This window comes from Ectopseudomonas toyotomiensis (genome assembly GCF_900115695.1).
Lineage (GTDB): Bacteria > Pseudomonadota > Gammaproteobacteria > Pseudomonadales > Pseudomonadaceae > Aquipseudomonas > Aquipseudomonas toyotomiensis.
The window spans coordinates 89,453-102,649 of sequence record NZ_FOXK01000003.1 but is presented as its reverse complement, the minus strand read 5'-3'; the positions used below and the strand labels follow the sequence as shown (position 1 = coordinate 102,649).

Genomic DNA, 13,197 nt, shown 5'->3' with positions numbered 1-13,197 from the left:
ATGCTCGCTCCCACAGGCGCACGACGGCATGGTCGAGTCAGAGATCCCAGTTGCCGATATCGGCGTTCAGGTCACTACCACCCTGCTTGCCGTCGGCGCCGAGCGAGTAGAGGTCGAAGACACCTTTGGTACCAGGGGCCAGGTACTGATAAGGGTTGCCCCAGGGGTCGATGGGCAGGCGCTTGAGGTAGCCGTCCTTGTTCCAGTTCTTCGCTTGTGGGTTACCGCTCGGCTTGCTCACCAGCGCCTCCAGACCCTGTTGGGTGCTGGGGTAGTTGTGGTTGTCGAGCTTGTACATGTCCAGCGCCGCACCGATGGCGCGGATGTCGTTTTGCGCGGCGGTGACCTTGGCCTGATCGGGCCGACTCATCACCTGCGGCACCACCAGTGCCGCCAGAATGCCCAGAATCACCACCACGACCATGATTTCGATGAGCGTGAAGCCCGCCTGAGATTTTCTCACCTGCTATCCCACCATTTGGTTCAAAGAAAGAATCGGCAGCAGGATGGCCAGTACGATCACCAGCACCACTGCCCCCATGAATACCAGCATGAACGGCTCGAACAAGCCGACCAGCAGAGCGATCTGTGCGCCGAGGTCGTTCTCCTGATTCTTCGCCGTGCGCGCCAACATCTGATCCAGCTCACCGGAGCGTTCGCCGCTGGCGATCATATGCAACATCATCGGCGGGAACTGGCCGGTGGCCTCCAGCGAGCGGGTCAGGCTGCCACCTTCGCGCACCTTCTGCGCCGCCACCAGCACCTCGCCACGGATCACCCGGTTACCGATCACCTCGCCGGCAATCGCCAGCGCCTCCACCAGCGGCACACCACTGCGGGTAAGGATCGCCAGGGTCGAGGCAAAACGCGCGCAATCGGTGGCGCGGCCCAGACGGCCGATCAGCGGTATGCGCAGCAGAAAGCGATGCCAGCGCAGCCTGAACGCCTCGTCACGCAAGGCTGCGCGCAAGGCGACGACCGCCAACACAAGTGCCACCAGCGCCACCAGCCCCCAGGCCTTGACCCAATCGCTCAGGGCAATCAGCCCGCGCGTCAGCGCCGGCAGGGTCTGCCCCGAGTCGACGAATACCTTGACCACGTCCGGCACCACGTAGCCGAGCAGAAAGCCGACAATCAGCAAGGAGGCGCACATCAGGATCACCGGATAGAGCAACGCCAGTTGCACCTTCTGCCGCGACTGCTGGCGCTGTTCGGTGTAGTCGGCCAATTGCTCCAGCACCGGACCAAGGTGCCCGGCATGCTCACCCGCTGCCACCGTGGCGCGGTACAGCTCGGGAAAAGCAGCGGGGAATTCCTTCAGGCTACCGGCCAGGCTATGACCTTCCAGCACGCGGGCGCGCACCGCCAGGAGCATGCCCTGGATACGCGAACTGGTGGATTGCGCAGCGGCGGCGCGCAGCGCTTCTTCGATGGGCAGCGCCGCCTGGATCAGCGTCGCCAACTGGCGAGTGACCAGCGCCAGGTCGCGCGCCGACAGGCCACGTACAAAACCCAGGCGCGCCTGCCCGCTGTCCTGCTCGCGGCTGCGCGTGGCCTTGACCTCCAGCGGCGCCAGCTGGCGCTCGCGCAGCAGTTGGCGCACCTGGCGCGCGCTGTCGGCTTCCAGCACGCCCTTCTGCTGGCGGCCGCGCCCGTCGAGGGCGATATATTCAAAGGCAGCCATCGACAAATCGCTCCGGTTGTTCCCGTAGGAACGGCTGGGCGGCATTCCGTTTCAGTCGCGATCTGCCCCGACCCACGGCTGAAGTCGCACCTAAAAACATCCCACTTGCCATCATTCCTCTCGCGTCACGCGCAGCACTTCCTCGACCGTGGTCACCCCTTCCAACACCTTGCGCCGGCCATCGTCACGGATGCTCGGGCCCAGAGTGCGGGCGTGGCGGGTCATGTCCTGCTCGGAAGCGCGGCTATGCACCAGAGTGCGCATGGTTTCATCGAAGACCACCAGTTCGTAGATGCCGGTACGTCCACGATAGCCCTGTTGATGGCAATGGGCGCAACCACGGGCGTGGTAAAGCGTCGGCGGCGAACTGGCCGGCACACCGAGCAGCGCGCATTCGGCCTCATCGGCCGCATAGGGTTCCTTGCACGACGGACAGAGCACCCGCACCAGGCGCTGGGCCAGCACGCCAAGCAGCGATGACGACAGCAAAAAGGGCTCAACGCCCATGTCCACCAGACGGGTAATGGCACCAATGGCGCTGTTGGTGTGCAGCGTCGACAGCACCAGGTGGCCGGTCAGCGAAGCCTGCACGGCGATCTCGGCGGTTTCCTTGTCGCGGATCTCGCCGACCATCACCACGTCCGGGTCCTGGCGCAGGATGGCGCGCAGACCGCGGGCGAAGGTCATGTCCACCTTGGTATTGACCTGAGTCTGGCCGATGCCTTCGAGGTGGTACTCGATGGGGTCTTCGACGGTGAGGATGTTGCGCGTGTGGTCGTTGAGGCTGACCAGGCTGGCGTACAGCGTGGTGGTCTTGCCCGAGCCGGTGGGGCCGGTGACCAGCAGGATGCCGTGCGGCTTGCGCACCGTCTCTTCCATGAGCTTGCGGTCCTCGGCGCGCATGCCCAGGTGCTGCAGAGACAGGCGCCCGGCCTGTTTGTCGAGCAGACGCAGCACCACCCGCTCACCGTTGGCCGAGGGCAATGTGGACACGCGAATGTCCACCTCGCGCCCGCCGACCTTGAGCGAGATGCGCCCGTCCTGAGGCACGCGCTTTTCGGCGATGTCCAGCCGCGCCATGACCTTCACCCGCGAGACCAGCAGCGCCGCCAGCTCGCGCTTGGGCTCGAGCACCTCACGGAGGATGCCGTCGACGCGAAAGCGCACTACCAGGCGCTTCTCGAAGGTTTCAAGGTGAATGTCGGAGGCGTTTTCCTTGATCGCTTCACCCAGGATGGCGTTGATCAGGCGGATGATCGGCGCGTCGTCCTCTTGCTCCAGCAGGTCTTCGGTTTCCGGCACCTGATCGGCCAGCGAGGCCAGATCGAAACTGCCGCCGATGTCCTCGGCCAATTGCATCGATGCTGAATCGTGTTGATAGGCCGCGCCCAGCACCTGGGCGAACTCAGGCGCACTCAATACCTGCAGCGGCAGGCGGCGCCCGGCGAAGCGCTGCGCCTCGGCCAGCGCCACCGGGTCACAATCGGCGCGATGGGCCAGGCTGGCGCGCTCATCCTGCATCACGAACACCACACCGTGACGCTTGGCAAAGCTGAAGGGCAGACGGCGCAGCGGAATTTCGAGCAACGAAGTGTTCATGCGTGGCCTTAGAACAGAACCTTATACGGGTAGCACAGCCTAATCTGACTGTTTGACCCAATAGCTACCTCTAGGACGGTCTTTTTGTGCGTTTATTCAACTATCTTTAACACATCGTCTGTAACTGTACACCCACCCTATTTGGGGGATGCCAACCTCGCGCAGGCTGCTATGATCAGCGCGCGACGCCCAGCACATAAGAAGAACTAGACTGTCGTTTGCGGAGCAATGCTTTTGCCCACCTCGGCCCTTTCCCAGCGGATCAAGGACAATGCCCCGAGCCTGATCGGTATGCTCGTGCTGATTGCCCTGAGCGTGAGTCTGGCCTGGCAGAGCGCCGAATTGCTGCGCCTGGTGCGCGGCCCCGTACAGCAACCGCTCAGTCAGACTGCGCCAAATCTGCAACAGCGCGCACAAGCGCCCATCGCCCAGTTGTTCGGCAGCCCGCGTGAGGTCGACAGCGGCCCGCCACCGGCCACCAACCTGCAACTGACTCTGCTCGGCAGCTTCGTTCACAGTGACCCGCAACGCTCCAGTGCGGTGGTTCAGCGCCAGGGCCAGAGCGCCCAGCGTTATACCGTCGGCATGGAGGTGGACAGCGGCGTACGTCTGGATGCCGTCTATGCCGACCGCGTAGAACTGCTGCGCAACGGCCGCCGCGAAAGCCTGGCCTTCCCTCGTCAGCAGAGTGGCCAGTACAGCGTCTATACGCCAGCGGAAGAAACGATCAACGACCCCGTCGAACAACTCGATCAACTCGACCAGAACAACCTCGAACAACTGCGCCAGCGCATGCAAGACCTGCGCGAACAGATGGAAGCCTCTGGCACCCTGCCAGAGGAAACGCCCGCCGATCAGCTCATGGAAAGCGACTGAACCGATGCATGTTCTCCGAAGCAGACTGACCCTCGCCCTCCTCGCCGCCGGCCTGGCCGCTGCCCCTTTGCCCTTGCTCGCGCAGATCGAGCAGGTGCCGGCCAGCGCCAATCAGCAGGAAGAAAGCTGGACCATCAACCTCAAGGGCGCCGACATCCGCGAGTTCATCGATCAGGTCGCCGCCATCACCGGGCAGACCTTCGTCGTCGACCCGCGTGTGAAAGGCCAGGTCAACGTGATCTCCAGCACGCCGTTGGGGCTGTCCGAGGTCTATCAACTGTTTCTCTCGGTGATGGCCACCCACGGTTTCAGCGTGCTGACCCAGGGCGATCAGGCGCGCATCGTGCCCAACGCCGAGGCCAAGGCCGAAGCCGATGCCAGCCGTCCGGCGCCGGATCGCCTGGAAACCCGCCTGATCCAGGTGCAGCACGCGCCAGTGGCCGAGTTGATCCCGCTGATTCGTCCGCTGGTACCGCAATATGGCCACCTGGCTGCCGTCACCTCGTCCAACGCGCTGATCATCAGCGACCGCAGCGCCAACATCGAACGCATCGAAGACCTGATGCGCCAGCTCGACCGCAGCGGCGCGCAGGACTTCAGCGTGGTGACCCTGCAGCACGCCTGGGTGATGGACGCCGCCGAAGTGCTCAATACCGCCATCGCCCGCGGCCAGGCCAAGGGCACCAGCGCCACCCAGGTGGTGGCCGACGCCCGCACCAACCGCCTGATTCTGCTCGGCCCGCCGGACGCCCGCGCCAAACTGGCCGACCTTGCCCGCTCGCTGGACAGCCCCACCAGCCGCTCGGCCAATACGCGAGTGATCCGCCTGCGCCACAACGATGCCAAGTCCCTGGCCGAAACCCTCGGCGACATCTCCGAAGGCCTGAAGAACCAGGAAGGCAGCGAAACCACCGGCAGACAGTCGAATATCCTCATCCGCGCCGACGAGAGTCTCAACGCCCTGGTGCTACTGGCCGAGCCCGATCTGGTCGCCACCCTCGAAGATATCGTGCGTCAGCTCGACGTACCGCGCGCCCAGGTGATGGTCGAAGCGGCCATCGTCGAGGTCTCCGGCGACATCACCGACGCCCTCGGCGTGCAGTGGGCCGTGGATGCTCGTGGCGGCAGGGGCGGCCTGGGCGGGGTCAACTTCGCCGGCACCGGCCTGTCGGTGGGCAGCGTGCTGCAGATCCTGCAAAGTGACGAAATACCGGAAGACCTCACGCTGCCCGACGGCGCCATCATCGGCATCGGCAGTGATCGTTTCGGCGCACTGATCACCGCACTCTCTGCCAACAGCAAGAGCAACCTGCTGTCCACGCCGAGCCTGCTGACCCTGGACAACCAGAAAGCGGAAATCCTCGTCGGGCAGAACGTGCCCTTCCAGACCGGTACCTACACCACCGACGCCTCCGGCGCCGGCAACCCCTTCACCACCATCGAACGCCAGGACATCGGCGTGACCCTCAAGGTCACGCCAAGCATCAACGAAGGCGCCACCCTGCGCCTGGAGATCGAGCAGGAAATCTCCTCCATCGCCCCCAGCACCGGGCTAAACGCCCAGGCGGTCGACCTGGTGACCAACAAGCGCTCGATCAAGAGCACCATCCTCGCCGACGACGGTCAGGTGATCGTGCTTGGCGGGCTGATTCAGGACGACGTCACCCAGGCCATCTCCAAGGTGCCACTGCTGGGCGACATTCCTTTGCTCGGCGGGCTGTTCCGCTCCACCCGCGAATCCCATATCAAACGCAACCTGATGGTCTTCCTGCGGCCGACCATCGTCCGCGATGGCGCCGGCCTGGCTGCACTGTCGGGCAAGAAGTACAGCGATATTCGCATCATCGGCAACGGCGGCCCGGACAACGGCCGCCCCAGCATCCTGCCCAGCACCCCCAGCCAGCTGTTCGACGGCCAAGGCGCACCGGCGGTGGATTTGCGGCAGTAACGATAGGGCGTCACTCGTGAGGGGTGCAATCCGCCAGAATGGCAATGGCGGGTTGCACCCGCCCTACGTGCTGAATTGTAGAGCGCCACAAGCCGTGGGAGGCGCTTTAGCGGAGACAGGCGCTACGGCAGTCGCGGCTAAAGCCCCTCCCACCGAGCCAGCGCGACTTGCCTCCCATCTTCAATCACAGATGACCGATACATCGTAGGGCGGGTGAAACCCGCCGCAATGGCGATGGCGGGCTGCACCCGCCCTACGTGCTGAATTGTGGAGCGCCACAAACCGTGGGAAGCGCTTTAGCGGCGACAAGCTCTACAGCAGTCGCGGCTAAAGCCCCTCCCACAGAGTTGTAGCGCGCCTGTCTCCCCTCTCCCGTTTACGGGAGAGGGGCCGGGGGAGAGGGCTGAATCGATGTGCCTTTGTAGGAGCGAGCTCTGCTCGCGAAAAGCAGTTCGCTCGCTCCTACACACGACACAGCACGATCAGCTGACTTCCAATCACCCCAGCGCCGGCGTACGCGGCGGGATCAGGCGCTTGGAGCCGGTCGACTCATAGGCCGCCGCCAGCTGCAGCAATGACGAGTCATCATAAGCACGGCCGGCGAAGGTCAGGCCCACCGGCATGCCGATGTCAGCCATCACGCCCATCGGTACGATGACGGTCGGCACACCCAGATGACGAATCGCCAGGTTGCCATTGGCCACCCACACACCGTTGCTCCAGGCGATATCGGCGGATGCCGGGTTCACGTCGGCATCGGCCGGGCCGACATCGGCCACGGTGGGGAACAGCACCGCATCCAGGCCCAGTTGATCCATCCAGTCTTCCAGGTCGATCTTGCGGGTGTGCTCCAGGCCGCGCAGGCCGTCAGGCAGCGTGACGATCTGGTCCCAGGATTTGATCCCACGCTTGGCCATGTTGACGTACTCGTCCATGCCCGCCGCCAGATCGCCCTCACGGTTCGGCAGCGTGCCGGGGTCGTGGGGGAAGATCTGTGGGCCATCGACGTCGGCCAGGCGATTGAGCTGCGGATCACCATTGGCGCGCAGGAAATCGTCGAAGGCCCAGCCGCTCAGCTCCCACAACTCGTCGTGCAGGAACTCCGGCGTGACGATGCCGCGATTGAACACGGTCGGCGCACCGGGGCGATCACCCTCGCAGTTGGACACCAAGGGGAAGTCCACTTCCACCACCTCGGCGCCGGCCGCTTCCAGCGTCTGGCGCGCCGCTTCCCACAGGGTGATCACCGTCGGCCGGGTGTGAATGCGCTGGCCAGTCGGCCCGCCGATGCCCGGGTTCTCGCTGGTGCCAGCGGCTTCGTCCTTGTTGATGAACATCTTCGGCACGCCCAGGCGCTTGCCCTTGAGCGTATCGGCCTTGGCCGCCAGCGCCAGGTAGGACGCGGGACGTACTTCGGAGGCTTTCGGTATCGGCACCCAGGGCTGCAAACGCCACAGGTCGCCACGGCTGTCGGCATCGTCGGCCACCACCACATCGAGCACTTCCAGCAGATCGGCCATGGTCCGGGCATAGGGCACCACCACGTCCATGGTCGGCGTCAGCGGCCAGTTACCACGCACCGAGATCACCCCGCGTGACGGCGTGTAGGCGCACAGACCGTTGTTCGAAGCCGGGCCACGCCCGCTGGACCAGGTTTCCTCGGCCAGGCCAAAGGCGGCGAAGCTGGCAGCAGTGGCGGTGCCGGCACCGTTGGACGAGCCCGAGGCGAACGGCGCCGTCAGGTAATCGGCGTTATACGGGCTTTCGGCGCGGCCATAGACACCGCGCTGCATGCCGCCATTGGCCATCGGCGGCATGTTGGTCTTGCCCAGACAGATGGCGCCGGCCGCGCGCAGGCGCTCGACGGTGAAGGCATCACGCTGCGCCACCAGGTCCTTGAACGCCGGGCTGCCGGAGGCCGCCGTCAGGCCCTTGACCAGGTAGCTGTCCTTGGCGGTGTAGGGAATGCCATCGAGCGGGCCGAGCGTCTCGCCACGGGCGCGGCGCGCATCGGACGCCTCGGCCTCCTTCAGCGCGTCGGGGTTGCGCACCACCACCGCGTTGAGCCGGGTCGGCGTATCCGCGCCGTCGTAGGCGTCGATACGCGCCAGATAGGCCTTGACCAGCTCGACCGCCGTGGTGCGGCCGGACTCCAGCGCGGCGCGCAGCTCGGCAATGGAAACTTCGGTTACCTCGATCATGGTGTCATCACTCGCAGATGGCGGGCCGCGTCTACGGCCACGGATACGAAAACAGCGCGTGCACGGCCGACGCTCACGGGCAGATTCAGCCATGCAAATATGTGCCCGATGATACATCCCACCAAGCCTTCGCAGCAGCCCGCGCCAATGGCCAGGATGCGCGCCAGCCATTACAGTCTCGCCACTGATTACGCAGCATTGAGCAGACGTGGCTTATGACCCGCGAAGAACGCATCCATCTGTGGTCGGCGCTGTCGGACGTATTCATCGACAACGAAGTCGACTACGGATACATCGCCCGTCAGGTGGCAGGTTTCGACCGTGCCACAGTACAAGCCGCCTTCTACCAGGACGTCGCTCCCGCGTGCTACTCCAACCTGCTCGCGCCCATCCCACCGATCTGGACAGGCTTCGACAGCGCCTGGCTCAGCGCAACCATCGAGCAAGCCCAGGCGGCGCGACGGAGTTCCACCCTGCGCCGCCTGCGCGACCGACTCTTCATCGCCTACCTGCGGCGTGCCCTGAAACCGGAATGGGCGAAGCTTGAGCAAGAACTGGATCGCCTCTGAAACCCGGCTAGCGTCCCATCTCCCGCAGCCAGGCCAACAACTCGGCGTGCAGGTTTTCGGGCTCCGGCGCAGCGGGTGAGAACAAGCAGTAGCGCGAGCCGTCCTCGACGAAGCCAAGCGGCGCAACCAACAAGCCACTGTCGATGTCATCGCGTACCAGATGCCACGGCCCGATGGCCACGCCCAGACCTGCCACCGCGGCCTGCAGGCTGAAATAGAAATGCTCGAAGGTCTGCGCCGGCCCTTGCGGCAGCGCGCTGCCGGCGACATTGGCCCACTCCGTCCAGGCATTCAGCCGCGTGCGCGTATGCAAAGGCAACGCATCCGGGCGCAGGCCCTGGGCATCAAACCATTGCTCGACCTTGTCTGCTCGGCAAACCGGCCCTACCCGCTCGATGAAAAGCGCTTCGGCGTGATAACCGGCAGGTCTGGGAAAGTCATCGCGACGGATGGCCAGGTCGATGCCTGCCTCGAAGGTGAAAGGCCCACCGCCCGCCAGCAGATGAATCTCCTGCCCCGGCTGGCGCACCTGAAACGTACTCCAGCGCGGGATCAACCAGCGCATCAACAGCGTCGGCTCGCAGGACACCACTAATGGCCGCGTCTGCCTGGCACTGGCCCGTAGCTCGCGCGTGGCCTGGCGCATCAGCCCCAGCCCATCGCCCACCGCACGCGCCAGCTTGCGCCCAGCCTCGTTGAGATACACACGGCGGCTACGCCGCTCGAACAGCGCCACCCCCAGGTCATCCTCCAGCAGACGTACCGCGCGGCTGACTGCGCCATGGGTCAGGTGCAGCTCCTGGGCAGCGCGACTGAAGTTCTCCCAGCGCGCCGCTGCCTCGAAACAGCGCAACGCCAATAACGAAGGCAGGCGCGCATCCGCTAACTGTGAAATCAGCTCACCATCAATGTCAGAACTCATCGTTATTCATCGCCAAACGCCATCGGAATAATTGGCTCAACTCCAACCATCAGCAGAATAAGCCATGACCGAATGGATAGCTGTAATCACCATCACCCTACTTGCCGTCATCAGCCCCGGGGCGGATTTCGCCCTGGTCAGCCGCAACAGCCTGCTGCTCTCGCGCCGCGCCGGCGTGCTCACGGCGCTGGGCATCGGCTTGGGCGTACTGATCCACGTCGGCTACACCCTGCTCGGTGTCGGCCTGCTGTTGCAGCAGTCGACCGGGCTGTTCAACGCGCTCAAGATGGCGGGCGCGGCCTACCTGATCTATCTCGGCGTGAAAATGCTGCTGAGCAAACCCGACAGCGCAACGCACAGCGATGCGCAAAAGCCTGCAGCAGATGGCGCAGCCCTGCGCACCGGTCTGCTGACCAACGCGCTCAATCCCAAGACGGCGGTGTTCATCGTCAGCCTGTTCATGCAGGTGGTGCAGCCGAGCACGGGCCTTGCGACGCAACTGGGCTACGGTGCCTTCATCACCGTCGCGCATGTCGGCTGGTTCGCCGTGGTCGCGCTGTGCTTTTCCGCCGGCCCGGTGCGCGACAGGCTGCTGGCCGCCAGGCGCTGGATCGACCGCATGTTTGGCGGTCTGCTGATCGGTTTCGGCACGCTGCTGGCGCTGGCCAGTCAGCGCCCTTAACCCAGCGCGCCTTTGCTATGGTGGCAGGTACACGCCCAAACACTGGAGGACAGCAACATGGATCGACTCACCGGCGGCTGCCTCTGCGGCCAGGTGCGTTTCGAAACCAGCGGCCAGCCTTATCGGGTCGGCGTCTGCCACTGCATGGACTGCCGCAAGCACCACGGCGCCCTCTTTCACACCTCGGCAATCTTTCCGCAGGACGCGGTGAAGGTAGAGGGTGAAACCGGCCAGTACGCAGGCCGCCACTTCTGCCCGCGCTGCGGCTCGCCGGTGTTCGCACGCTCTGGGGATGAGGTCGAGGTGAACGTCGGCTCGCTGGACGAACCGAACCAGTTCACCCCCACCTACGAACTCTGGACCATCCGCCGCGAAGCCTGGCTACCGCCCTTGCCCTTTTACCGCCACTACCCACGCGACCGCGACAGCAGCGCACGCCACGAGTAGAACCATTCAAGCATCGGCTTCTCGCCGGCTTACCCAGCCGTGCATCAGCCCGGCCTGGAAGAACTGCACCGGCGCATCGAAACCGGCAGCCTGGATGATGCCAGCCACCTGCTGCGCCGGTAGCACCGCCACATCACGGGCGTAGGCTGCCCGCGCGCGCTCCAGCATCTGCGCATCGACCCCGGCCGCAGCCATCAGCGTCATCCAGCCAGGCAGCAATACCTCATACGCCGGCGACTGGATATCCGCCGCCAAGTCGACACTGGCCAGCAGCCCGCCGGGTTTCAGGCGCTGCGCGATCTGGCCGAAGAACGCGGTACGCACCGCGGGTTCGAGCAGAAACTGCGACACCAGAAAACAGGTAGCGCCGTCGTAGGCCGCCTCAGGCGCCAGCGTATCCAGATAGCCCTGGTAAAAGTCGCAGCGCTGGGCAAAGCCGCCGTGCTCCGCGCGCTGACGGCACAGCTCGAGCATCGCCCCGGACGGGTCGAGCGCGGTGAAGCGCCAGCCCGGAAAGCGCTCGGCCAGGTGCTCGATTTCCGCCCCCGTGCCGGCGCCCACGCAGAGTATCCGCGCGTCGGCCGGCAGGTCGATGAACAGCGCATCGAGCAGCAAATACAGCGCCTCACGAATCGGCGCCATCCCCGCCCATTGCTTGTCGTAGCCCGCCGCCTGCTGGTCGAACAGCGCCTTGATTTCCTCGTCACGCATGGCCATGCCTCCGTCGAATGATCGTCCTCACGCCTACCAGTATCCCAGAGCTGTCAATCCCCCCGCCGCGCGGCTACAAGTCCGGTCCAACTTTGTCGGCACTTTGCCAGAGCATCGGGGGACTAACTGACATGTCCCTTCCCAGCGATCCCGATATGCAGAGCCCGACCTTCGAACAGAAAGCCTTCATCCTCCTGCTCGTTCTGGTGACCATCGCCTTCTTCTGGATACTGCTGCCGTTCTACGGCGCTGTGTTCTGGGCCATGGTCCTGGCTGTGGTGTTCGCACCGCTGCAGGAGCGTTTGCTGCGGCGCACTGGCGGCAGAGGCAACCTTACTGCCCTGCTGACGCTGATCATCTGCCTGTTGGTGGCGATTCTGCCGGTGATCTTCATCACCTCCGCTGTGGTGGCCGAAGGCACCGCCCTGTACCAGAAGCTCGAGTCGGGCGAGCTGGATACCGGCGCCTACGTCACCAGCTTTATCCAGATGCTGCCGCCATCGATACAGGAACAGCTCGACCGTGTCGGCATGAACAACCTCGACGGCCTGCGCGAACAGATCTCCAACGGCGCCATGGCCGGCAGCCAATACCTGGCCACCAAGGTATTCGCCATCGGCCAGGGTACCTTCGAGTTCTTCATCGGCTTTTTCGTGATGCTCTACCTGCTGTTCTTCCTGCTGCGTGACGGCAAGGATCTAGTGCATAGAATTCGCACCGCCATCCCGCTGGCCGACACCACCAAACGGCGTTTGCAGATCAAGTTCACCCGCGTGGTGCGCGCCACGGTAAAAGGCAACGTGGTAGTCGCCGCCGCACAGGGCGCACTCGGTGGCTTCATCTTCTGGGCGCTGGGCATCTACAGCCCGCTGCTGTGGGGCGTGCTGATGGCCTTTCTGTCACTGCTACCGGCCGCCGGCGCTGGCATCATCTGGGCGCCTGTGGCCATTTACCTGATGCTCAGCGGTAGCCTGGTGCAAGGCATCATCCTCACCGCCTTCGGCGTGCTGGTGATCGGCCTGGTGGACAATATCCTGCGCCCCATCCTGGTCGGCAAGGACACCCGTATGCCCGACTACCTGATCCTCATCTCCACCCTCGGCGGCCTGGCCCTGCTGGGCCTCAACGGCTTCGTGATCGGCCCACTGGTGGCGGCGCTGTTCGTGGCCAGCTGGAACCTGTTCGGGGCGAAGAAGAAGGTCAGGTTGCCGCAGTAAGCCAAGCGAGACTCACACAGGCGCTCGAATTCACAAGGCAATGCGGCAGTTCGCCCTAACTTCCAGCCCTGGTCTTCCCACGCCTTCGCCAGCGAAGTGAATATCTGCCTGTGGTATGGCACGGCGGACAATTGGTCGCCTTTCGGTATGTCGGCGTATCTGGCTGAGCGCCTCCCAAGCAACGCGCGCGTCGAGCGGATGGAGGGGCTTTCTCACTACTCCTGCCTGTATGCCGCAGCACCGATGATTTGTGCGCGGCTCGCCAGCGAGTGATGTTGAGGCTGAGCTGTATTCCACGTGAACTGGAGCTATGAAGACTGTGTCGTGATCAGACTACTTTC

12 protein-coding genes are annotated in these 13,197 nt (G+C 64.4%); 6 read left to right on the top strand and 6 right to left on the bottom strand.

The annotated features are described in order from the left end of the window. Positions 1 to 37: 37 nt before the first annotated feature. The 3 genes from gspG to gspE all read right to left on the bottom strand — a co-directional run bounded on the left by gspG (position 38) and on the right by gspE (position 3,283). Positions 38 to 463: a type II secretion system major pseudopilin GspG gene (gene gspG / locus BM186_RS06675; protein ID WP_074914046.1), complete on the bottom strand. Its 426-nt coding sequence runs from the start codon at positions 461 to 463 to the stop codon at positions 38 to 40. A 3-nt stretch (positions 464 to 466) separates the two neighbouring features. After that, the gene (gene xcpS / locus BM186_RS06670; RefSeq protein WP_074914045.1) at positions 467 to 1,684 is read right to left on the bottom strand and encodes a GspF family T2SS innner membrane protein variant XcpS; all 1,218 of its coding nucleotides are present in this window, start codon (positions 1,682 to 1,684) and stop codon (positions 467 to 469) included. Positions 1,685 to 1,795: 111 nt separating this feature from the next. Further along, on the bottom strand, positions 1,796 to 3,283 hold the full coding sequence (gene gspE / locus BM186_RS06665; protein WP_026088627.1) for a type II secretion system ATPase GspE: 1,488 nt from the start codon (positions 3,281 to 3,283) through the stop codon (positions 1,796 to 1,798). Positions 3,284 to 3,511: 228 nt separating this feature from the next. Here gspE and BM186_RS06660 point away from each other — a divergent pair, with 228 nt between their 5' ends. Further along, the gene (locus BM186_RS06660; protein ID WP_239690026.1) at positions 3,512 to 4,159 is read left to right on the top strand and encodes a type II secretion system protein N; all 648 of its coding nucleotides are present in this window, start codon (positions 3,512 to 3,514) and stop codon (positions 4,157 to 4,159) included. Positions 4,160 to 4,163: 4 nt separating this feature from the next. Then, positions 4,164 to 6,107 carry a type II secretion system secretin GspD gene (gene gspD / locus BM186_RS06655; RefSeq protein ID WP_074914043.1) on the top strand — a complete coding sequence of 648 codons (1,944 nt, stop codon included), beginning with the start codon at positions 4,164 to 4,166 and terminating at the stop codon, positions 6,105 to 6,107. A gap of 497 nt (positions 6,108 to 6,604) precedes the next feature. Here gspD and BM186_RS06650 read toward each other — a convergent pair whose 3' ends face one another. Next, on the bottom strand, positions 6,605 to 8,308 hold the full coding sequence (locus BM186_RS06650; RefSeq protein WP_074914041.1) for an amidase: 1,704 nt from the start codon (positions 8,306 to 8,308) through the stop codon (positions 6,605 to 6,607). Positions 8,309 to 8,523: 215 nt separating this feature from the next. Here BM186_RS06650 and BM186_RS06645 point away from each other — a divergent pair, with 215 nt between their 5' ends. Beyond that, positions 8,524 to 8,877, top strand: a complete 354-nt coding sequence (locus BM186_RS06645; RefSeq protein WP_074914039.1) for a DUF7079 family protein — start codon at positions 8,524 to 8,526, stop codon at positions 8,875 to 8,877. 7 nt (positions 8,878 to 8,884) lie between these two features. Here the strand turns inward: BM186_RS06645 and BM186_RS06640 are convergent, their stop codons facing one another. Beyond that, the gene (locus BM186_RS06640) at positions 8,885 to 9,799 is read right to left on the bottom strand and encodes a LysR family transcriptional regulator (RefSeq protein WP_074914038.1); all 915 of its coding nucleotides are present in this window, start codon (positions 9,797 to 9,799) and stop codon (positions 8,885 to 8,887) included. A gap of 64 nt (positions 9,800 to 9,863) precedes the next feature. Between BM186_RS06640 and BM186_RS06635 the strand changes: the two genes are divergently transcribed. Both BM186_RS06635 and BM186_RS06630 read left to right on the top strand, forming a co-directional pair. After that, positions 9,864 to 10,481, top strand: coding sequence for a LysE family translocator (locus BM186_RS06635; protein ID WP_074914036.1), 618 nt, complete (start codon positions 9,864 to 9,866; stop codon positions 10,479 to 10,481). A gap of 57 nt (positions 10,482 to 10,538) precedes the next feature. Continuing rightward, positions 10,539 to 10,928 (top strand): GFA family protein, encoded by a 390-nt coding sequence (locus tag BM186_RS06630; RefSeq protein WP_074914035.1) that lies wholly within the window; start codon positions 10,539 to 10,541, stop codon positions 10,926 to 10,928. A 6-nt stretch (positions 10,929 to 10,934) separates the two neighbouring features. Here BM186_RS06630 and BM186_RS06625 read toward each other — a convergent pair whose 3' ends face one another. Next, positions 10,935 to 11,639 (bottom strand): class I SAM-dependent methyltransferase, encoded by a 705-nt coding sequence (locus BM186_RS06625; protein ID WP_074914033.1) that lies wholly within the window; start codon positions 11,637 to 11,639, stop codon positions 10,935 to 10,937. A gap of 155 nt (positions 11,640 to 11,794) precedes the next feature. Between BM186_RS06625 and BM186_RS06620 the strand changes: the two genes are divergently transcribed. Continuing rightward, a complete protein-coding gene (locus tag BM186_RS06620; protein WP_074914032.1) occupies positions 11,795 to 12,856 on the top strand; it encodes an AI-2E family transporter in 1,062 nt (353 codons plus the stop codon). Positions 12,857 to 13,197 lie beyond the last annotated feature (341 nt).